The sequence below is a fragment of the Rhizobium sp. NFR07 genome, assembly GCF_900111905.1.
Classification (GTDB): domain Bacteria; phylum Pseudomonadota; class Alphaproteobacteria; order Rhizobiales; family Rhizobiaceae; genus Neorhizobium.
The window spans coordinates 367343-390727 of sequence record NZ_FOKM01000005.1 but is presented as its reverse complement, the minus strand read 5'-3'; the positions used below and the strand labels follow the sequence as shown (position 1 = coordinate 390727).

Below are 23385 nucleotides of genomic sequence, written 5' to 3'. Positions count from 1 at the left end.
ACCATGCATTCCAGCATCGACCATACGGCGGGCTCACCCGCCGGCGTCAACGGGCGTCTCAAGACGCTTGTCGGCGGTTCCATCGGCCACTTCATCGAATGGTTCGACTGGGCCATCTACGGCCTCATGGCCGGCGTCATTGCCCACCAGATGTTCCCGGCAAGCGACCCTGCTGTATCCCTGATCGCCAGCCTTTCGGCCTTCGCAATCGGCTTCATCGGTCGCCCGATCGGCGCGATCATTCTCTCGCCCATGGCCGACAAGTACGGCCGCCGCACCCTGCTGGCGGCAACGATCATCATGGCCGGTATCGGCAGCTTCGTGATCGGCATCATGCCCAACTACGAACAGATCGGCATTCTTGCTCCGATCCTGATCGTCTGCGCCCGTCTTCTGCAGGGCCTTGCCGGCGGTGCTGAATATCAGATCTCCGCGACCTTTCTGAACGAGCATGCCTCGGTGAAAAACCGCGCCTTCAACGCCTCGCCGCAGCAGATCGCGATCGGTCTCTCGGTTCTGGCCGCCACCGGCGTCGCCACTGCGACGACGACGTTCTTCACGCCCGAGACGCTGGAAGCATGGGGCTGGCGCGTGCCGTATCTGCTCGGTGCCGCGATGTCCGTCTACGGCTTCTTCATGCGCCGCGGTCTCGACGAGACGCCGTCCTTCGAAGCCAATGCCAAGAAGATGGCCAATCGTTCGCTCGGCTCCATCCTGGCGGCCGTCGCCAAGTACCCGAAGGAAACCTTCATCGTCTTCGTACTGCAGATGAACGGCGTCATGTACTATCTCTGGCTGATCTTCCTGCCGACCTACGCCAACATGATCGGCGGCCTCAGCCGGTCGGAGGGTTTTGCCGGCAACATGGTTTCGACGATCGTCTACATCTTCGGCGTTCCGACCTTCGCCTATATTTCCGACCGCATCGGCCGCAAGCCGCTGCTGTTCGCGACCGCCATCCTGTTCCTGCTGTTCGTCTATCCGCTGCTGTCGCTGCTCAACGGACAGGTCTCTTTCTGGACCTTCACCTTCGTATCGGCGATCGGTGCACTCTTCCTGTCGATGAACAATGGCGTCCTCGGCACCGTCCTGTCCGAGCTCTTCCCGACGGAAGTCCGCACATCCGGCATCGGCATTCCCTATGCCATCTGCGCGGCTCTCTTCGGCGGCACGGCTCCGCTCGTCGCAACCTGGCTGCACGGCCAGGGCGGCGTTCTCTATGTGTCGCTCTATGCCATGCTGATCTGCGTCATCAGCATTCTGACCCACTTCTTCCTGACGCCGGAAACCCGGGGCCGGTCGCTCGATTGAGCGACCTTTCCCAAACCGCAGCATTGTAAAGACTGCGCATCCTAGCGGCCGAAAGCCGATCCCGGCTTTCGGCTCGATGTGCGGGTGACGGGAGTAATCTGATGAAGACCCTTCTCAAGGCCGACCGCGTCATCGTTGGCGATGGCAGGGCGCCGCTTACCGGCGCAACCGTCGCCATCGAAGACGGCAGGATCACCGGTGTCTATCAGGGCGACGTGCCCGAAAGCGCCGCTGCCGGCGCCACGATACGCGAATTTGCGGGCGCGACGATCATGCCGGGCATGATCGACACCCATGTGCATCTCAATCTTCCCGGCGACGGAACCTCGCTCGAGGATGCCGTCAAGGAAGACGAAGGCGTTCTCATCGCCACCGCGACCTTTACCGCCGGACGGGCGCTTGCAGCCGGCATCACCACGGTGCGCGATCTCGGCGCGATGAATTCCACCGTCTTCAACCTGAAGCGGGCGCTGGCACTTGGCCACGGTACCGGTCCACGGATCGTCGCCTGCGGCCAGCCGATCACCATTACCGGCGGCCACACCTGGTATCTCGGCGGCGAGGCCGACGGTGTCGACGGACTGCGCAAGAAGGTGCGCGGCATGGTCAAGCAGGGCGCCGACTTCATCAAGGTCATGGGATCGGGCGGCGGCACTGTCGGCACGCTGTCCTGGCGCGCGGCCTATACGCGCGAAGAGATGCAGGCGCTTGCCGACCAGGCCCATGCGCTCGATCGCAAGATTGCCGTGCATTGTCTCTGCGCCGAATCCACCGAACAGGCCATTGATGCCGGTGTCGACCATATCGAACACGCAGGCTTCCTGACCGACGGCAAGGGCAACCAGAAATTCGACCCGCGTGTCGCCGACAAGTTGGCGAAATCCGGCATTCCGGTCACCGGTACGCTGGCCGTCTCTGGCGCCGTGGTGAAGATGATGTCGGCCAGGGAAAACCTGACGGAAGCCGAACAGGCTTTCCTCACTCGCTGGCGTGGCATGATGGCCGACAATATTGAGCAGTTCCGCAAGCTGCGCGAGGCGGGCGTGCGTTTCGTCGCCGGTACCGATGCCGGCTGGCGCTTCACGCCCTTCGACGGCTTGCCGCTCGAAATGGAAATGATGCAGCAGGGCGGCATGTCCACCCTTGAAGCGATCACCGCCGGAACCGGCTTTGCGGCAAAGGCGATCGGCATCCACGACAAGGTCGGAACGCTGACAGCCGGTCTTGCTGCCGACGTCATCGTCGTCAAGGGCAATCCGCTCGATGATCTCGATCGCCTGCGCCATCTTGAACTGGTGCTGCAGGCCGGCGTTGTGCGCCCGCATGCCGAAGCTCCGGCCGCCTGAGGGCGACCGGATCACTTTCCAATTCCATGAATGAAAGGCAGAGCCGGTGAGAATCTCCGACTGCAATTGGCAGCAAATCGAAGCCTATCTGAAGACCGACGATCGCGTGATCCTGCCGCTCGGCAGCACCGAGCAGCACGCGCAGCTGTCGCTGTCGGTCGATTCCATCCTCTCCGAGCGCGTCGCCGTGGAAGCCGCTGAGCCTTTCGGCATTCCGGTCTTCCCGGTGCTTGCCTATGGCATCACGCCTTATTTCATGGCCTATCCCGGCACGATTAGCCTGCGGATGGAGACCTACGCGGCGATCATCCGCGACATTCTTGACGGGCTGAAGCGCCAGGGCTTTCGCCGCATCCTGATCGTCAACGGTCATGGCGGCAACCAGCCCGGCGGGAGCCTGGCGGTCGAATGGATGACCGACAATCCGGGCGTTGCGGTCAAGTTCCACAACTGGTGGAATGCGCCGAAGACCTTCGCCAAGGTGCAGGAGATCGACAAGGTCGCGTCGCATGCATCCTGGATGGAAAATTTCCCCTGGACGCGGCTTGCCGGCCAGGTTCTGCCGAGCGAGCAGAAGCCGATGATCGATTTCGGCCGGATGCGCGTCATGGATCCATATGCGGTCAAGGCCTATGTCGGCGACGGTAATTTCGGCGGCTATTACCAGCGGCCGGATGACGAGATGCAGGCGGTCTGGGATGTAGCGATCGCCGAGACCCGCGAATTGCTGGAGGGGCCGTGGAAATGACCTCTCCCATCGTCATCTGGGGCGCCGGTGCGATCGGCGGCACACTCGGAGCGGCCTTTATCCGCGCCGGCCATGAGGTCGTCTTCGTCGACAATGTGAAGGAGCATGTCGAGGCGATCAACGCTCGCGGCCTGCAGATCAGGGGGCCGATCTTCGAGGACACGGTAAAGGCCAAAGCCTATCTGCCGGAAGAGATCGAAGGCGTTTACGAGCGCATCTTCCTCTGCGTCAAAGGTCATCACACCGAGGCTGCGGCTAAGGCGCTTGCACCGCATCTGGCGGAAGACGGCTATGTCGTCTCGGCGCAGAACGGCTTGAACGAAGCCGTCATCGGCCGTGTCGTGGGCGATCATCGCGTCGTCGGCTGCTTCGTCAATTTCGGCGCGGATTATGTGGAGCCGGGCGTCGTCAACTATGGCGGTCGCGCTGCGGTCGTCGTCGGCGAGATGGACGGCAAGACAACGGAGCGGATCAAGGCGATCCACGCCATGATGCTGCAGTTCGAGGAACGAGCCGTCCTCACTGACAATATCTCCGGCTATCTCTGGGGCAAGCTGATCTATGGCGCCCTGCTGTTCGCCACTGCGGTCACCAATGACAGCATTGCCGACGTCTTCGCCAACCCGGCCTATCGCCCGGTGCTGACGCGGCTCGCGCATGAGGTCGGCCATGTCGCGCAGGCGAGCAATGTCCGTCCGGAAGCCTTCGACGGGTTCGATCCGGCTGCTTTCGCTCCGACGGCACCTGCTGAAGAGACCGAGCGTTCCTTCGATGGAATGGTCGCCCACAATCGCCGCTCGACCAAGTCCCATACCGGCGTCTGGCGCGACCTTGCCGTGCGCAAGCGCAAGACCGAGGTCGATGCGCAGATCCTGCCGATCGCCGAGACCGGTAAAGCGCTCGGCATTGCGACGCCGGTGACGTTCAAGCTGGTCGAACTGATCCATGAGATCGAGGCGGGTACACGCCCGCTCGATACCGCAAACCTCGACGAACTGGTGAGGATCCCCGCATGAATATCGACTTTACCGGCAAGACGGTCATCGTGACCGGCGGCGCGCATGGCTTCGGCAGGGCGATTGCTCTCGGCTTTGCAGAGCGCGGCGCTGCCGTGCATGTGTGCGACGTCAACGAGGAAGGCCTGGCGGAAACCGTGCGCCTTTGCGGCGACAAGGCCAGGGCGCACAGGCTCGATGTGGGCGATCGTAATGCTGTTCAGACGACGGTTGCCGCAATCGGTGATGTGGACATTCTCGTCAACAATGCCGGCGGCGTGCGCGGGCAGGTCGGTCGGCCGATCGAGGAGATTTCGGAAGAGGACTGGAAGGCGATCTTCGACGTCAATCTCTCCGGTGCCTTCTTCGTTTCGCAGGCCGTCGCGCCCGGCATGAAGGCCAAGAAATCGGGCCGCATCATCAATATCTCCAGCGGTGCCGGCCTCGGCATTTCGCTGACCGGTATCCAGGCCTATGCCAGCTCCAAGGCGGGCCAGATCGGCCTGACGCGCCAGCTCGCCCATGAGCTCGGCCCGTTCAACATCACCGTCAACAACGTCGCCCCGGGCTTCGTCCGTTCCAACCCCGCCACCGAGCGGCAATGGGAGGCGATGGGATCCGAAGGACAGGCGAAGCTGTTGCAGAACATCGCACTCAAGCGTCTCGGTGCGCCTGAAGATATCGCCGCCATGGTGATGTTCTTCGCGTCCGACTTCGCGGGCTGGGTCACCGGCCAGGTCATCAGCGTGGATGGCGGCAAGTAACGGCCACCCAATTCGACGCCGGAGCGTGCGCGCTGCGGAGCATTGAGACGCCGCCAGCCCGACACGCTGGCGGCGTCTCTGCGTTCCCGGTCGGCGGGCGTGGCGGCGGGTCCTGAAAGACCGCGGCTGTCCGGCTGCCGATCCCGACTCATTTCCAAGGTGCATGGCCGCATCGCGCATGTAGCCTTTATGATGCGCGATGCGGCTGTTTCTGTCGGCTTACGCTTCCAGTGGCTCGGCCGGCTTGGCCTTGCGGCCGCGAAGCCAGACTATCCCGGCCAGCAGAAGGACGATGGCAGCAGCGCCTGCGCCCATTCCGATCCGCGCCATTTCCACGAGATTGGAACTCGGTCCGCCATCACGAATGACCTGAACGTCCTCCGGCGTCACCTTCAGCGTCTCGTTGCCGTATTGCGCCAGCAGATAGTTGGACAGTGACGCGACCTCGACATTGTTCAACTGCACGACGGCATTCACTTGGTCGCCGAAGGGCGGCATGAAGACATGGCCGGCCTCGGTATGGCGATCGACACCATTGAGGATCGCCGAGATGACGTTGACCGAGTTGTCGCCGGCGGTGGCCGCGTTGTGGAAGAGGCTCGGATAATAGCCGTCCTTCGTGCCCTGGGCGTTGTAGCCGTGGCAGGAGGCGCAGTTGGCGGCGAAGATCTGCGCGCCGGCGTGGTCGCCTGCGAGACCTTCCGCATAGCCCTTGCCGCGGAACCCGGACTGGTCGTTGCCTGCCGCGCCCTTGTCGAAGCGGGTAGCGCCGCCTGCCTGCGCCGCATTGGCCGATGGGACGCTGCGGACATAGGTGGCGATCGCGTTCAGATCCGCATCGGTCATGTGCTGGAAGGAATAGCTGACCGCCTCCGCCATGCTGCCGGCGGCCTGCGCCTTGTTGCCCAGCTTGCCGGTCTTCAGGTAGGTGACGAGCTCTTCCTGCGTCCAGGAACCGATGCCGTGAACCGGATCGTTGGTGATGTCAGGCGCATACCAGGCGCCGACCTGACCGCCGGTGAGGTTGAGGTTCTTCTGTTCCTGCATGAAGACGCCGCGTGGCGTGTGGCAGGTGCTGCAGTGAGCCGCACCTTCGGCCAGATACTTGCCGCGGTTCCACTCGGCCGACTGCGCCGGATCATCCTTGTGCATCTCGTTCGGACGGAACAGCAGGTTCCAGCCGATCATCGAGGCGCGGATGTTCATCGGGAAGGGCAGGGTGGTTTCCGGCGCCTTTTCGTCGATCGGTTGCACGCCCTGCATGAAATAGGCGTAGAGCGCGTGGATATCCTCATCCGTCATGTTGGAATAGGACACGTAGGGCATGGCCGGGTAGAGATTGGCGCCGTCGCCACGGATGCCCTTGCGCACCGCGTCGGCGAACTGGGATTCGGTATACGCGCCGATGCCGAATTGCTTCGACGGGGTGATGTTGGTCGACATGATCGTGCCGACCGGGGAGGCCATGGGCAGGCCTCCTGCCATCGGCTTGCCGCCCGAATGGTTGGTGTGGCAGGCGACGCAGTCGGACGCGGTCGCGAGATAGCGGCCCTTCTCGATCAGCTCCTGGGAAAATTCCTGGGCATTTGCCGGGGCAAGGGCGGCGAGCGCCAGCGGGGCCGCGAGGGCGAAGGATTTTACCGTCTTCATGATCATGCGCCCCGCATCTGTTCGACAATGGCGTCGCCGGCCTTGATGGCGAGCGCGGTCATGGTGATGGTGCTGTTGCCGCAGGCCGTCGACGCCATGGCGCCACCGCCCGGAATGAATAGGTTCTCGTGGTCATGGGCACGGCAATCGGCGTCGACGACCGAGTTCGACGCGTCATTGCCCATGATCGTGCCGCCCATGATGTGCTTGCTCTGGGCAAATTTCGGCGAGATCTTCACGTCGGTCGCGCCCATCGCTTCGGCGATGCGCTTGCCGATCGGCAGCGAATAGACCTCGGCGGACCTGCGGGTGTATTCGCCGACATCGTAATGGATATGCGGCTTCGGCAGGCCGAGCCAGTCGGTCTTGTCGGAGAGCGTCAGGCGGTTGTTCGGATCGGGCAGGACTTCATGGGCTGCGACGATATCGGCCGTGCAGGCCGTCATGCGGCGGATTTCCTCGTCCAGCGCCTTGCCGACCAGGCCCTTCTTCAGCGCCGCGAAGGTGACGAAACGGTTGCGGGCGAAGTTATTGTAGCGGAAATACGCCCCGGCATGCTCCGAGCGGAACGCGCCTTGCGAGGTTTCCATGATCCCGGAATTGACGACCGGGCCGATGCCCGACCAGAAGGGCTCTTTGGTGGTGACCGTCAGCGTCAGCTGCGGATGGTCCATCATGTTGCGGCCGACCTGATCGGAGGAGTTGGCAACGCCGTTCGGGTTGCGGTCGTCCTTCGACATCAACAGCAGCTTCGGGTTTTCCAAGCCGTTGCAGGCGAGCACGAAAAGCTTGCCGCCGATGCGGTGCGTTTCCTTGTGCTGGTCGTAAAAGTGAACCGCCTCGATCTTGTTCTGGGCGTTGGTCTCCACCTTGTAGACGACCGAATCGACGAGGATCGTTGCGCCCTTCTTTTCCAGGCGGTGCAGCGCGGTCTCTGCGTCGTATTTGGCGGCAACGGGACAGACGGGAACGCAGTTGTTATTGGCGCAGCAGGCCGGGCGGCCGTCATAGGGCATGCCGCTATTGCGGGCCTGGGCGACCGGGATGTTGTTGTAGCCGAGCGTCTTGGCGATCTCGGTGAAGCGGGTTTCTCCCGGAGAAAACGGCAGGGCCGGCATCGGATAGGGAGCGGAACGCTCACGCGGCGGCCATTGCAGAGCCGGATCCGACGGACCGCAGATGCCGAGCTTGTTTTCAGTGCGGACGTAATAGGGCTCCAGCGTATCGTAATCGAAGGCCCAGTCGCGGCCGACGCCGTAAAGCGAGTTGAGGCGCATGTCTTCCGGCGTCAGGCGCCAGGACGTACCGGCCCAGTGCCAGGTCGAGCCGCCGGCATAACGGATGAAGGTCTGAGCGTAGCTATCGGGGCCGCTGAGCTGCAGATAGGGTTCGTCGCCCTTTTCATTGCCCATCGGATGCGGTGCCCAGGGGCGCGACGGATAGGCGACGGAGGTATCGCCCTTCACTCCGAGCGGCGCATTGCGCCAGTTCTCGACCACTTCGGCGCGTGTCACACGCGGACCGGCCTCGATCATGAGGACGGAATGGCCTGCATCGAGCAGCTGTTCGGCGATCACGACGCCGACGACGCCCGTTCCGACGATGACGACGTCGGCACTAGTCTTGGTAACCATGGGAATAAGACTTCTCTTTGGTGGATTTCGCCAGAAGGCCGGATCAGAAGGTCGGCATCGGGGCGGAGAGCGGCAGGTTGGGACGCGTCCACTGGTTCGGGCCGGAAATGCCGTAGGAAGGGATGGTCAGGATGTCGCTGGTCGTCTTGAAGGTCAGCGCTTCCTCATAGGTGAAGACGGTGGCGTCACGCTTCTCCGAGGAGCAGCCGCTGTACCAGGCGAAGATCACCCAATGGGCAAAGTCCTTCAGTTCGCCATCCGGAATGTCGGCGAAGAAGTCCTCGACCTGCGTTCCCTGCTTCTTCTCGGCAATCGCGATGATCGCGTCGAGCATCTGGGACAGGTTCTGGTATTGGCTCGTTGCCGTCTCGGCGATACGGGCACCGACGGCCGGGCTGAGCTGGTGATTGATCAGCAGGTTCGACAATTCCATGAAGCGGGCCGCAACGCCGTTGTCGACTGCCGCCAGCGAAATGGTCGGACAGAGCGATGCGGCCATGCCGGCGCCAAGCACCATGGCGCTGCCGAGCAGCAGCCCGCGTCGCGACATCAATAGTTTTTCGTTGGGATCTCTCGTCCGTCCGCTCATATCATCTACCTGACAGGAAGGAGGCGTCTGCCTCGGGAAGTGGTCCGGCAGCGCCGGCATGCTGCATGGGCAAGAGATGCCGGCTCGACATTCCTTTTGCGCCCGCCGAAACGGCAGGGTTTTCCGATGGGAAAAAGGAAGATAGAAGGGGCGTCTCAGGCATGGGTGTCACCATGGCGCAAGCGGCAGCGTTTGCGCCCCGTCACATGACGATGAGCACATTCTGCCTCCGCACCATAATAGTTGGATAGCTGATTGTCAGCTATCCAACTAATTGACCGTTGTCAATTAGCCAAGAGGATGCACCTGCCTGTGGCCCTGACTGCCGATTGGATGCTGAACACGCATGGAATTCTGCTGAGGCGCTGCCAGCAGGTGGCGCTGGCGATCTTTACCGAGGAGGCGGCCGATCTCGGTTTCTCTCCAACGCATTTCAGTGCGCTTGCCTTTATCCAGATCGAGCCCGGCATTCACCAGAATGTGCTGGGCGAGCGGGTCGCCCTGGATCGTTCCTCGGTCACCAAATGCGTCGAGAATCTCGAAGGGCGCGGCATGATCCGGCGCGAGGTGGACAGGAACGACAAGCGTGCCAGGCTGCTCTTCATCACCTCCGAGGGCGAGGAGATGCTGGAAAAGGTTGCCGCCGCTGCCGCGCGGGCGAGGGCACGGATAGAACAGTCCCTGGGCCAGGAGCGCTTCCTGAATTTCCTGAAAGACATGAAGGCCTTCAGCTCCATTCTCGACAAGGAAGGTTGAGGCCGCGCCGCGTCAGCTGCGCGGCGCATCGTTCCACTGTTCCAGCGCCCGCGCGAGTGCCGAAAGGCTGCCATCACCCATGTCGGTTGGCATCGAGGCCAGCAGGCTGTCGGAGAATAGCGTCGGGGAATATTCGGTACGCTGGTCGCTGACATGATCGAGGATCGCACCGGTATGCAGGTCGATGCGGATCGTGTCGGAAATCACCCCATCCGAGGACGTGCCATAGATGCGCAGATCGATGTACTGGAGGCCGACCGGTGGACGGCCGATGACGAGACCCTGGCGCGTCGGCTTCAGCCAGTCGGGCAGCGGGCTGCCATCCGCCAGCGTCACGCCGAAGGATGCTTCCTCCACCCCGCCCTCGGATGACGGCATGATGTAGAGATAATCGTTGTAGACCATCGTATCGATCTGGAACCAAGTGCTTTCTGCGCCCTCCCGCTCGAGATGGATGTTGGAGCCGCCCTTGAAGAAGCCGGCCGTCAGCTCGTCGATGATGTAGCCACTCTCTCTCCAGCTGCCGATCTGGCTTGAAGCATAGAGCACAGCGCCCTGTTCAGGCAGGTATCCTATCCCGTTCAACGAGCGGATGGAGTTCACGATGTTGACGATCGGACCCTGGGCGGTGAGATCGGCGATGCCGTTCAGATCGTCCATGATCGAGGATATCGGCGATTGCGATCCGCCCGTGATGCCTTCCGAAGATGACGGCGGTTGCCACGGATCGGTCGGCTCGGCGCTGATCGGCGGCGGCGGATCGACCTCCAGAGGCGGACGGGGCTCTTCCGGCCCCTCGACCGGGTCCACAGTGATGGTGACGATATAGGTTGCGGTATTGGTGCCGTCGCTGACCGTATAGGTGAAGCTGTCGGACCCGTTGTAACCCGCCGCCGGCGTGTAGGTATAGGTACCGTCAGGATTGATCGTCACCGTACCATGCTGAGGCCCGGCGCCGAGGCCGTAGCTGATCGGCTGGCCTTCAGGATCGAAGGCCGGAGGCAGGCTGCCGGAAACCGACGTTCCTTCCGTCACCGAGATGGCCGTATCGGATGCCGTCGGCGGGTCGTTCACCGGATCAACGGTGATCGTGACCGTATAGATCGAGGTCGAGCGGCCGTCGCTGACGGTGTAGGTAAAGGTGTCCGTACCGTTGTAGTTCAAAGCCGGCACATAGGTGTAGGTACCGTCGCGATTGACCGTGACCGTGCCATGAACTGCCTGCGCGCCGAGACCGTAGGTCAGTGGATCACCATCGGGATCCGTCGCGACCGGCAGGCGACCGTTGAGCGGCGTATCCTCGAAGGCCACGACACTGGCGTCGGCACCGACCGGCGGCTGGTTCGCCGCGCCGACCGAAACGGTAACGGTATAGGTGGAGGTCGCCTGGCCGTCGCTCACCGTATAAGTAAAGCTATCGCTTCCTGAATAGCCGGCTACCGGTGTGTAGCTGTAGGTGCCGTCCGGGTTGATGGTGACCGTGCCGTGCTGCGCCTGGGTTCCAAGACCATAGGCAACGGGCGACCCTTCGGGATCGGTTGCCGGCGGCAGGCTTCCTATCGTCGTTGAACCGGATGTCGCCGCGATCGACGTATCGGAGCCAATCGGTGCGTCATTGACCGGCGTTACGGTTATGGTGACGGTATAGGTCGAGGTCGCCGTACCATCGCTCACCGTATAGGTGAAGCTATCGGTGCCGTTGAAATTGCGGTTCGGCGTGTAGCTGTAGGTGCCGTCCGCGTTGACGGTGACGGTACCGTGAGTCGCGCCTGCGCCGAGGCCGTAGGTAAGCGTGTCGCCATCAGCATCCGTTGCTGTCGGCAGGCGGCCTGTGGTGACTGTGTCTTCCGGCGTGGTGATCGCGGCATTCTCGCCGACAGGCGCGTCATTGACCGAAACGACAGTGATCGCGATCGTATAGCTGACCGCGGTCGTGCCGTCGCTGACAGTGTAGACGAAGCTGTCGGTGCCGGAGAAGTTTGCTGCCGGGACATAACGATAGGTGCCATCAGCGTTGACCACGACCGTGCCGTGGCTCGCCTGGCTGCCGAGACCGTAGGTGAGTGCATCGCCATCCGCATCGGTAGCGATGGGCAGGCGGCCGTTGAACGCCGTGTCCTCATTGGTGGTGATCACCCCGTCGGAACCGACCGGAGCATCCTGGACGGGATTGACGGTGATCGCGATCGTATAGGTAACGGTCGTCGTTCCATCACTGACCGTGTAGGTGAACGAGTCCGATCCGCTGAAATTAGCCGCCGGAACGTAACGATACGTGCCGTCTGCGTTGACGACCACCGCACCGTGGCTCGCCTGGCTGCCGAGACCGTAAGTCAGTGCGTCGCCATCCGCATCTGTCGCGATGGGCAGGCGGCCGTTGAACGTCGTATCCTCGTTGGTGGTGATCGCCCCGTCGGAGCCGACCGGGACATCCTCGACGGGATTGACGGTGATTGCGATCGTATAGGTGACGGTCGTCGTTCCATCGCTGACAGTGTAAGTGAACGAATCCGTGCCATTGAAATTGGCTGCGGGCACGTAACGGTAGGTACCGTCCGCGTTGACGACCACCGCACCGTGGCTCGCCTGGCGGCCGAGGCCGTAGGTCAGCGTATCGCCATCCGCATCCGTCGCGACCGGCAGGCGGCCGTTGAACGCCGTGTCCTCATTGGTGGTGATCGCGCCATCGGAGCCGACCGGGGCGTCCTCGACCGGGTTGACGGTGATGGTGACGGTGTAGGTAACGGTCACGCTGCCGTCGCTCACCGTATAGGTGAAGCTATCGGTGCCGTTGAAATTGGCGCGCGGCACGTAGGTGTAGCTGCCATCCGGGTTGACCGTTGCGGTGCCGTTTCCGGCCTGGCCGCCAAGTGCATAGGTCAGAGCATCGCCGTCGGGATCGGTCGCCTGCGGCAATTGTCCCTGCGACGTGCCGTCCTCGTCTATCGTGACATCGAGATCGGCGCCGACCGGCGGATCATTTTCGCCGCCGACCGTGATGGTGATCGTATAGGTCCGCGTCGCGCTGCCGTCGGTGACGGTGTAGGTGAAACTGTCCGTGCCGTTGAAATCGGCATTCGGCGTATAGGTATAGCTGCCGTTCGCATTGACGGTGAGGGTGCCATTCGCCGGGTCGCTGCCCTTCGCATAGGTGAGCGTATCGCCGTCGGCATCGGTGGCGACTGGAAGCTGGCCGTCGAGAGGCGTATCCTCGTCGGTCGATGCCGTGCCGTCGCTGCCGACCGGCGGGTCGTTGACGGCACCGACCGTCACCGTGACCGTATAGCTGACGCTCGTCGTGCCATCGCTGACGGTATAGGTGAAGCTGTCGGTACCATTGAAATTGGCGGCCGGAACATAGCTGTAGCTGCCATCCTCGTTGACGATCACGGTGCCGTTTTCAGCCTGGGTGCCGAGACCATAGGTCAGTGCATCGCCATCCGGATCGGATGCCGTCGGCAGCTGGCCGTTGAAGGTCACATCCTCGCTTGTCGAAACCGCAACGTCGCGACCGACGGGAGCGTCGTTCTGCGGGGCGACCGTGATCGTGATCGTATAGGTGCTCGTCGCCGTCCCGTCGGTGACGGTGTAGGTGAAGCTGTCGGTGCCGTTGAAATCGGCGTTCGGCGTGTAGGTGTAGGTGCCGTCTTCATTGACCGTGACCGTGCCGTTTTCCGGATCGCTTCCCTTGCCATAGACGAGCGGGTCGCCGTCGGCGTCGGTGGCAACCGGAAGCTGGCCGTCAAGAGGCGTATCCTCGTCGGTCGATGCGGTCCCGTCCTCGCCGACCGGCGGGTCGTTGACGGCGCCGACGGTCACCGTGACGGTATAGCTGACGCTCGTCGTGCCATCGCTGACGGTATAGGTGAAGCTGTCCGTGCCGTTGAAATTGGCGGCCGGCGTATAGGTGTAGGTGCCGTCGGAATTGACAGTGATCGAGCCGTGTTCGGGAAGTGTCGTACCCAGGCCGTATGTCACCGGCTGGCCGTCCGGATCTGTCGCCGGCGGCAGCGTGCCGCTTGCGGGCACATCCTCGGTCACGGAGATACTGGTGTCCGAACCAACCGGCGCGTCATTCACCTCGGCGACATTAATCGTGACGGTGTAGACCGCCGAGGCCGATCCATCGCTGACGATATAGGTGAACGAGTCCGTACCGTTGAAATTCGGGTTTGGCGTATAGGTGTAGGTTCCATCGCCGTTGACGGTGACCGAGCCGTTGATGGCATCCCGGCCGAGCGAATAGGTCACCGGGGAACCTTCCGGATCTTCCGCTTCGGGCAGTTCGCCGGACAGGACCACGTCTTCGACGGCATCCACCGTGGTGTCCTCGGCAATCGGCGGCTGGTTGGCAGCGCCGACCGTGATGGTGACCGTATAGGTGGAGGCCGCGTCGCCGTCACCGACCGTGTAGGTGAACGTATCGGTTCCGCTGAAGCCCGGAGGCGGCGTGTAGCTGTAGGTGCCGTCCGTATTGACCGTCACCGCGGCGCCGGGCGTTATGGCACCAAGTGCGTAGGTAACGGGCGAACCTTCGGGATCAATCGCCGGTGGCAGGCTGCCGGTCGCGGTTCCGTTGTTCTCGACGGAGATCTGCAGATCGGAGCCGACCGGCGCGTCATTCACCGGATCGACCGTGATGGCGACGGTATAGGTGGAGGTCGCCGTGCCGTCCGTCACCGTGTAGGTGAAGCTGTCCGTGCCATTGTAGTTGGCTGCGGGTTGATAGACGTAGCTGCCATCCGCGTTGACCGTGACGGTTCCGTGCAGCGGCTGGCTGCCGAGGCCATAGGTCAGCGGATCGCCATCGGCATCCGTCGCCTGCGGAAGCTGGCCTTCGAAGGCGACATCCTCGTCTGTCGAAATCGCATCATCTTGGCCGACCGGCGGATCGTTGATCGCGCCGACCGTCACCGTGACCGTATAGCTGACAGTCGTCGTGCCATCGCTGACGGTGTAGGTGAAGCTGTCGGTACCGTTGAAATCGGCATTCGGCGTGTAGGTATAGCTGCCGTCTTCATTGACGATGACGGTGCCGTTTTCTGCCTGCTCGCCAAGGCCATAAGCCAGCGTATCGCCGTCCGCGTCGGTTGCGACCGGAAGCTGGCCGTCGAGCGGCGTGTCTTCGGCCGTCGATACCGCATCATCCCGGCCGACCGGAGGATCGTTGACCGCGCCGACCGTGACAGTGACCGTATAGCTGATAGTCGTCGTGCCATCGCTGACGGTATAGATGAAACTGTCGGTGCCGTTGAAATCGGCATTCGGCGTGTAGGTGTAGCTACCGTCTTCGTTGACCGTGACGGTGCCGTTTTCCGGATCGCTTCCCTTGCCATAGGTAAGCGTGTCGCCGTCGGCGTCTGTCGCCGTCGGAAGCTGGCCGTCGAAGGCGGTATCCTCGTCCGTCGCAACCGCATCGTCCTGGCCGACCGGCGGATCGTTGACCGCGCCGACGGTGATCGTGACCGTGTAGGTAACCGTCGTGGTGCCGTCCGTCACGGTATAGTCGAAGCTGTCGGTGCCGTTGAAATTGGCATTCGGCACATAGGTATAGCTGCCATCACCGCTGACGGTGACGGTGCCGTTTGCGGCCTGTTCGCCCAGGCCATAGGTCAGCGTATCGCCGTCGACATCCGTCGCAACCGGCAGCTGGCCGTCGTAAGGCTCATCTTCGTTCGTCTCGACCGCATCGTCGCGGCCGACGGGGGCATCGTTCTGCGGTGTCACCGTCACGGTGACGGTATAGGTGCGGATGACCGTTCCGTCGCTGACGGCATAGGTGAATGTGTCGGTGCCGTTGAAATTGGCATCCGGCGTATAGGTGTAGGTGCCGTCGGCATTGATCGCGACGATGCCGTTTTCGGCCTGAACCGCCAAGCTGTAGCGCAGGGTGTCGCCATCCGGATCGGTCGCGACCGGCAGCACGCCTTCAAACGCGGTGTCCTCGGCCGTGGTGATCGCATCGTCGGCGCCGGTCGGCGGATCATTGACCGCATTGACCGTCACCGTGACGGTGTAGCTGACCGTCACGGTTCCATCGCTGACCGTATAGGTGAACGTGTCGGTGCCGTTGAAATTGGCGTCCGGCACATAGCTGTAGCTGCCATTCTCGTTGACTATGGCGGTGCCGTTGCCGGCCTGCGTGCCGAGGCCGTAGGTCAGCGGATCGCCGTCCGGATCCGTCGCCTGCGGGAGCTGGCCTTGCGCGGTGCCGTCCTCATCGATCGTGACGTCGAGGTCTTCGCCGACCGGCGGGTCGTTCTCGGCGCCGACCGTTACCGTGATCGTGTAGGTGCGTTCGATCTGGCCGTCGCTGACCGTGTAGGTGAAGTTGTCCGTCCCGCTGAAGTTGGTATTCGGCGTGTAGGTATAGCTGCCGTCGAGATTGATCGAGACGATGCCGTTCTCCGCCTGCCCGGCGAGGCTGTAGGACAGCGGATCGCCGTCCGGGTCGGTGGCGACCGGCAGCTGTCCGTCGACCGGCGTATCCTCGTCCGTGCTGATCGCGCCGTCGGATCCGGTAGGCGCATCGTTGACGGCATTCACCGTGATCGTGACGGTATAGGTGCGTGTCGCGATGCCGTCCGAGACGGTATAGGTAAAGCTGTCGGTGCCGTTGAAATTGAGGTTCGGCACATAGGCATAGCTGCCGTCCGAATTGAGCGTGAGCGTGCCGCTCGCCGGATCGCTGGCCTTGGCATAGGTCAGCGTGTCGCCGTCGGCATCCGTGGCAGTCGGCAACTGGCCGTTAAAGGTCGTGTCCTCGTCGGTCGAGACCGCGTCATCGCTGCCGATCGGCGCATCGTTGACTGCACCCACCGTGACGGTGACCGTGTAGGTCGAGGTCGCAGTGCCATCGGATACGGTATAGGTGAACGTGTCGGAGCCGTTGTAATTTGCGGCCGGCGTATAGGTATAGGTGCCGTCGGCATTGACGGTAACCGAACCATGGGCCGGCAGGGTCGTGCCGAGGCCATAGGTCACCGGCTGGCCTTCGGGGTCCGTGGCGCGGGGCAGAGTGCCGCTCGCCGGCACGTCCTCGGTGACGGAGATGCTGGTATCGGATCCAATCGGCGCGTCATTCACTTCCGTGACATTGATGGTCACCGTGTAGGTCGACGAGGCCGATCCATCGCTGACTGTGTAGGTGAACGAGTCGCTGCCGCTGAAGTTCGGGTTCGGGACGTAGCGATAGGTACCGTCAGCATTGACGGTGACGGTGCCGTTCACCGCCTGGGTGCCGACAGCATAGGTCAGCGGATCGTTCTCCGCATCGGTTGCGGGCGGCAACTCGCCGTCGAACGGCGTGTCCTCGACAACCGTTATCTCATCGTTCGACCCGACCGGTGCATCATTGACCGCATTGACGGTGATGCTGATCGTGTAGGTGGATGTCTGCGCACCGTCGCTGACCGTGTAGGTGAACACGTCGGAGCCGTTGAAATTGGCGTCCGGGGTATAGGTATAGGTGCCATCTGCATTGAGCACGATCGTGCCGCTGGCGGGGGCGGTCTCGAGGCTGTAGCTGACCTTATTGCCTTCCGGATCGGTCGCGGCCGGCAGCGTTCCGCTGAAAGGCACGTCTTCCGTCACGGTAATCGCGCCGTCCGAGCCGATCGGTGCATCATCCACCGCATTGACGGTGATCGCCACAGTGTAGGTTGAGGTCGCGATGCCGTCGGATACGGTATAGGTGAAGCTGTCGGAACCGTTGAAATTGGCATTCGGCACGTAGCGATAGCTGCCGTCGGCATTCACGGTGACCGTGCCGTTGCTGGCGGGGCTGCCCAGCGCGTAATCGAGATCGTCGCCTTCGGCGTCGGTGGCCACAGGAAGCTGACCTTCGAAGGGAACGTCCTCCGTAACCGTTATCGCATCGTCCGAGCCGACCGGCGCATCATTGACCGGTGTCACGGTGATCGCGACGGTGTAGACGGCTGAAACGCCCGAGCCATCGGTGACGGTGTAGGTAAAGCTGTCCGTGCCGTTGAAGTTTGCATCCGGCGTATAGGTGTAGGTCCCATCCGCATTGAGCACGAGCGTGCCATTGGCCGGGCCTTCACCCAGGACGTAGCTTATATCGTCGCCTTCGACATCGGTCGCTACGGGAAGCTCACCGACGAACGGCGTGTCCTCGGTTACCGAAATCGCGGTATCCGATGCGACAGGCGCATCGTTTACGGCATTGACGGTGATCGTCACCGTGTAGGTGCTCGTCGCCGTACCGTCGCTCACCGTATAGGTGAACGAGTCGGTGCCGTTGAAATTGGCGTCCGGAACATAGGAATAGGTGCCGTCCTCGTTCACCGTGACGCTGCCGTTGAGCGCATCGCGACCGAGCCCGTAGGTGACGGGTGATCCTTCCGGATCGATGGCGACCGGCAGAACACCGTTAGTGATCGGAGTGTCTTCATTCGTGGTTGCCGTGGCATTTTCACCGATCGGCGCATCGTTGACCGGCGCAACGGTGATCGCGACGGTGTAGACGGCTGAAACGTCGGAACCGTCGGTCACGGTATAGGTAAAGCTGTCCGTGCCGTTGAAGTTTGCATCCGGCGTATAGGTATAGGTGCCGTCCGCATTGAGCACGAGCGTGCCATTGGCCGGTCCATCGCCCAGGACGTAGCTTACATCGTCGCCTTCGACATCGGTTGCCGGTGGCAGGTTGCCATCGAAGGCCACGTCCTCGGTGACAGAGATCGACGCATTCGAAGCGACCGGCGCATCGTTGATGGCATTGACGGTGATCGTTACCGCATAGGTGCTGGTCGCCGTGCCGTCGCTCACCGTATAAGTGAAGCTGTCGGTGCCATTGAAATTGGCATTCGGGACGTAGGAATACGTGCCGTCCTCGTTCACCGTGACGCTGCCGTTGAGTGCATCGCGCCCGAGCCCGTAGGTGACGGGCGATCCTTCCGGATCGGTCGCGACGGGAAGCACGCCATTGGTGATCGGCGTGTCTTCATCGGTGGTTGCCGTCGCATCTTCGCCGATCGGTGCGTCGTTTTCCGCACCGATCGAGATGGTCACGGTATAGGTGTTCGAATCCACCCCGTCACTGACGGTATAAGTGAAGCTGTCAGGCCCGTTGTAATCGGCATTCGGCGTATAGGTGTAGGAGCCGTCCGCGTTGAGCACGATGGTTCCGTTCGTCGGACCGGTGCCGAGTGCGTAGGTAATATCGTCGCCTTCGACATCGGTTGCCGGCGGCAGGTTGCCATCGAAGGCCACGTCCTCGGTGACGGCGATCGAGGTGTCGGAGGCTACCGGCGCATCGTTGACCGGGTTGACCGTGATGGTCACGGTATAGGTCGCGGTCGCGGTGCCATCCGTCACCGTGTAGGTGAAGGTATCGGTTCCGTTGAAATTGGCGTTCGGCACATAGCTGTAGGTTCCGTCCGCAGTGACGGTAACGGTGCCGTTGGCCGCCTGGCTTCCAAGCGCATAGGAAACCGTATCGCCGTCCGCATCGGTGACGGCCGGCAAGGCGGCATCGGTGATCGACATATCCTCGTCGATCGTCACTGAATCATCGCCTGCCACCGGCGGATCGTTCACGGCACCGACGGAAATGGTGACGGTATAGGTGTTGAAATCGACGCCGTCGCTCACCGTATAGGTGAAGCTGTCCGGGCCGTTGTAGTTGGCATTCGGCGTATAGGTGTAGGAACCGTCCGGATTGATGCTGACGGTGCCGTTTGTCGCCTGGTCGGCGACCGCATAGACCACATCGTCGCCCTCGGCGTCGGTTGCAGCCGGCAGGCTGCCGCTGAAGGGGACATCCTCGGTAACGGAGATCGACGTATCGGAGGCCACCGGCGCATCGTTGACCGGGTTGACGGTGATGGTGACCGTATAGGTGTTCGAGGCCATGCCGTCGCTCACCGTATACGTAAATGTGTCCGTGCCGTTGAAATCGTCGTTCGGCACATAGCTGTAGGTGCCGTTTGCGTTGACGACAACCGTGCCGTGGGCGGCCTGGCTTCCAAGCGCATAGGAAACCGTATCGCCGTCCGCATCAGTGGCGGCGGGCAGGGCGGCATTAGTGATCGACGTATCCTCGTCGATCGTTACGGAGGCATCGCCTGCCACCGGCGGATCGTTCACGGCACCGACGGAGATGGTAACGGTATAGGTATTGGAGTCTACGCCGTCACTGACCGTATAGGTGAAGCTGTCCGGGCCGTTGTAGTTGGCGTTCGGCGTGTAAGTGTAGGAACCGTCCGGGTTGATGCTGATGGTGCCGTTGGTTGGCTCGTCGGCGACCGTATAGACAACATCATCTCCCTCGGCGTCGGTTGCAGCCGGCAGGTTCCCATTGAAAGGAACATCCTCGGTTACGGAGATTGACGTGTTCGAGGCGACGGGCGCATCGTTGACGGGATCGACGATGATGGTGACCGTGTAGGTGTTCGAGGCCGAACCGTCGCTGACGCTATAGGTGAAGGTATCGGTGCCGTTGAAATTGGCGTTCGGCGTGTAGCTGTAGGTGCCGTCAGGATTGACGGTGACGCTGCCGTTCAGCGGGCTGCTACCGAGTTCGTAGGTAATGGCATCGCCTTCCGCATCGGTCGCTTCGGGCAGGGCGCCGTTCACGATCGGTGTGTCTTCGTCAATCGTCACCGTCAGGTCGTCGGCGATCGGTGCGTCGTTCACCGCACCGACGGTGATCGTCACGGTATAGGTGTTCGAGGCGGCGCCGTCGCTGACCGCATAAGTGAAGGTGTCGGTGCCGTTGAAATTGGCATTCGGCGTATAGCTGTAGCTGCCGTCGGCATTGACCGTGACGGAGCCGTTCGCGGCTGTCGTCTCAAGCTCGTAGGTGATGGCGTCACCCTCGGCGTCGGTCGCCGTCGGCAGCTGGCCGTTGAAAGGCGTATCCTCGTTGATCGAGATCGATGTGTTCGAGCCGACCGGCGCGTCGTTGACCGCATTGACGGTGATCGCGATCGTATAGGTGCTCGTCGCGGTGCCGTCGCTCACCGTATAGGTGAAGCTGTCGGTGCCGTTGTAGTTGGCGGCCGGGCTGTAGCTGTAGCTGCCGTCGGCATTGACCGTCACCGTACCGTGGGCCGGCTGGCTGCCGACCGCATAGCTGACCGGTGATCCTTCCGGGTCCGTCGCTGTCGGCAACTGGCCGTTGAAGGGCACGTCTTCCGTGACCGTGATCGCGCCATCGGAGCCGATCGGCGCATCGTTGACCGGCGAGACGTCGATCGTGACGGTCGCCGTGGTCGTGCCGCCCTGGCCGTCGGAGACGGTGACCGTGAAGCTGTCCGTGCCGTTGAAATCGGTGTTCGGCGTGTAGAGATAGGCGCCGGAGGCATCGATCGTCACCCGGCCATTGGCCGGCTGGATGGTTACGACATAGGTCAGCGGATCGCCGTCCGCATCGGTTGCGGAAATGGTGCCCGCGACCGGCGTGTCTTCCGGCGTCGAGATCAGCTGGTCGGTTGCAACGGGCGCATCGTTGACCGGGTCGATCAGGATCGAGGCCGTGCTGGTGGCGGAAAGGGCTCCGCCCACGCCGGTATTGCCGCCGTCATCGGTCGTCATCGTCAGTGTGACCGCGGCGCTGCTGTTGGCGACAGGTCGGTAGACGGGTGCCGTCGGACCCGCGAGCCAGGCATTGATATTGGCGACCGATCCGGTGAGCGTGATGCTCGCCGATCCGCCGCCGGCGACCGTGACGCCGCCTCCCGAAAACGCGATCAGCGCGCCGGCATCGACGCCGAGCGTTACCGTGACCGGGGCGTCTTCGGCATCGACATCGGTAATCTGGATGCCGGTAAGCGGCAGATCGGTGTCTTCGGAGCCGGTGAAGCTGCCGGGCAGCGCGTTGACCGGCGCGTCATTGATGGCGCGAACGATGCCGGATACGATCGCGTCGCGGCTGACCGTGCCGTCCGAAACCGTATAGATGAAGGACGGGTTGCCGTTGTAGTTCGCTGCCGCGGTGAAGGTCAGCGTGCCGTCGGCGTTGAGCGAGACGCTGCCACCGGTGACCGAGACCGGATTGCCGGTCGTGATCGCCTGGCCGTTGATAGCGGTGACCGTCAGCGTGTCGTTGTCGGGATCGCTGTCATTGCCGAGCACATCGATCGTGGCGCTGCCGTCCTCGTCGATCGCGAACGTGTCGTCGGCCGGGACCGGCGGATCGTTGACCGCGCCGATATTGATCGTGACGACCGCGGTATCGATGCCGCCGTTGCCGTCATCGACCTGATAGGTGAAGCTGTCCGTGCCGTTGAAGAAGGCATTCGGCTCATAGGTGAAGGTGCCGTCGGTATTCAGCGTCAGGGTTCCGTTGGCCGGTCCGTTGACCAGCGAGACCGTCAGCGGATCTTCGTCCGCATCGGCGCCATTGCCGTTATTGGCCAGCACATTGCCTTCAAGCGTGTCGCCTTCGTCGATCGAGAAGGTGTCGTCCTGCGCCACCGGTACGGGGTTGGTGACGGTCCAGGTGAAGCTGCGCTCCACCGAACCGCCGTTGCCGTCGCTCGCCGTCATGGTGACGGTGAATGCGAATGTGCCGGTCGGGCCGGAGGCAGCGGGATCGATCGTGCCGGTGATCGTGCCCGTCGCGGGATCGTAGGTCAGGCCGGTCGGCAGGCCGGTGACGGTGTAGGACAGCGTGTCGCCATCGATGTCGGAGAACTGGCTGCCGAGATCGAGATTGATCGCGGCACCATCGACATCGGTCCGCGGCGGCAGGGTGGGGGCGGTGGGAGCGTCATTGACGCCGGTGACGGTGACGGTCAGCGTCGCGGTATCCGTGCCGCCATTGCCGTCGGAGATCGTGTAGGCGATCGACGTCGTGCGGCTTTCGCCGGCCTGCAGATCCTGGAAGGCCGCGCCGGGATCGAAGCTGTAGGAGCCGTCGGCAAGGATGACGAAGCTGCCGCCATTCGAGCCGGCAAGCGTTGCGCCGACACCGTTGGAGCCTGCGCCGACTTCGATCACCGTCAGCGTATCGCCATCCGGATCACTGTCGCTGCCGATGATGACATTGCCCTCGATCGCGGTGTTCTCGTCGGTCGTCGCTGCGTCATCCACCGCAACAGGTGTATCGTTGACCGCATTGACCTGACCGGAGACCGTGGCAGTCGAGGTCGTGGTGCCATCCGAGACGGTGTAGGTGAAGGTCAGCGGACCGTTGAAATTCGCGGCCGCCGTGAAGGCCAGCGTGCCGTTCGCATTGAGCGTGATCGTGCCGCCGGTGATGGACACGGTTTCGCCCATACCGATCGCCTGGCCATCGATTGCGGTGATCGTCAGGGGATCGTTGTCGGCATCGCTGTCGTTGGCAAGAACGTCGATCGTCGTGCTGCCGTCCTCGTCGACCGTGAACGTGTCGTTGCCGAGCGCCGGTGCGTCATTGACCGCACCGACATTGACGGTGACCGTATAGGTGACGGTCGCCGTGCCGTCGCTGACGGTATAGGTAAACGAGTCTTCGCCGTTGAAGTTCGGGTCGGGCGTGTAGGTGTAGGTGCCGTCGGCATTGACGACGACGCGGCCGTTGTCGGGCTGGCTGCCGGCGGCATAGGTCAGCGGCTGGCCTTCCGCATCGGTAGCGACGGGCAAGGTGC

General features: G+C 62.6%; 10 protein-coding genes (1 of these 10 running past the window's edge). 6 read left to right on the top strand and 4 right to left on the bottom strand.

Translation table 11 applies throughout. From position 1 onward, the window contains the following. Positions 1–3 precede the first annotated feature (3 nt). The 5 genes from BM216_RS13580 to BM216_RS13560 all read left to right on the top strand — a co-directional run bounded on the left by BM216_RS13580 (position 4) and on the right by BM216_RS13560 (position 5164). Complete coding sequence (locus BM216_RS13580) at positions 4–1311, top strand: MFS transporter (protein WP_092999703.1); 1308 nt, start codon at positions 4–6, stop codon at positions 1309–1311. A 101-nt stretch (positions 1312–1412) separates the two neighbouring features. Next, positions 1413–2657 (top strand): amidohydrolase family protein, encoded by a 1245-nt coding sequence (locus BM216_RS13575; RefSeq protein WP_092999702.1) that lies wholly within the window; start codon positions 1413–1415, stop codon positions 2655–2657. Between the two features lie 46 nt (positions 2658–2703). Further along, positions 2704–3405, top strand: a complete 702-nt coding sequence (locus BM216_RS13570) for a creatininase family protein (protein ID WP_092999701.1) — start codon at positions 2704–2706, stop codon at positions 3403–3405. Then, positions 3402–4421, top strand: a complete 1020-nt coding sequence (locus BM216_RS13565) for a ketopantoate reductase family protein (RefSeq protein WP_092999700.1) — start codon at positions 3402–3404, stop codon at positions 4419–4421. The genes BM216_RS13570 and BM216_RS13565 overlap by 4 nt, the downstream gene beginning before the upstream one ends. Next, a complete protein-coding gene (locus BM216_RS13560; protein ID WP_092999699.1) occupies positions 4418–5164 on the top strand; it encodes an SDR family NAD(P)-dependent oxidoreductase in 747 nt (248 codons plus the stop codon). The genes BM216_RS13565 and BM216_RS13560 overlap by 4 nt, the downstream gene beginning before the upstream one ends. Before the next feature lie 219 nt (positions 5165–5383). Here BM216_RS13560 and BM216_RS13555 read toward each other — a convergent pair whose 3' ends face one another. From BM216_RS13555 to BM216_RS13545, 3 genes are read right to left on the bottom strand one after another with little or no spacing between them, the layout of a single operon-like run. Beyond that, positions 5384–6814, bottom strand: coding sequence for a cytochrome c (locus tag BM216_RS13555; protein ID WP_092999770.1), 1431 nt, complete (start codon positions 6812–6814; stop codon positions 5384–5386). A gap of 2 nt (positions 6815–6816) precedes the next feature. Next, entirely contained in the window at positions 6817–8448 is a 1632-nt protein-coding gene (locus BM216_RS13550; protein WP_092999698.1) for a GMC family oxidoreductase, read from the bottom strand. 43 nt (positions 8449–8491) lie between these two features. Further along, a complete protein-coding gene (locus tag BM216_RS13545) occupies positions 8492–8998 on the bottom strand; it encodes a sorbitol dehydrogenase family protein (RefSeq protein WP_210217039.1) in 507 nt (168 codons plus the stop codon). A 351-nt stretch (positions 8999–9349) separates the two neighbouring features. Here BM216_RS13545 and BM216_RS13535 point away from each other — a divergent pair, with 351 nt between their 5' ends. Beyond that, entirely contained in the window at positions 9350–9793 is a 444-nt protein-coding gene (locus tag BM216_RS13535) for a MarR family winged helix-turn-helix transcriptional regulator (protein ID WP_177230778.1), read from the top strand. Between the two features lie 12 nt (positions 9794–9805). On the opposite strand, the gene BM216_RS34030 is transcribed toward BM216_RS13535, so the two are convergent. Next, on the bottom strand, positions 9806–23385 hold the 3' portion of the coding sequence (locus BM216_RS34030; RefSeq protein ID WP_177230777.1) for an Ig-like domain-containing protein. Its footprint extends 18445 nt past the window's final position; 13580 of the gene's 32025 nt are visible here — the last part of the coding sequence; its start codon lies beyond the right edge, outside the window — the gene reads right to left on this strand; its stop codon occupies positions 9806–9808.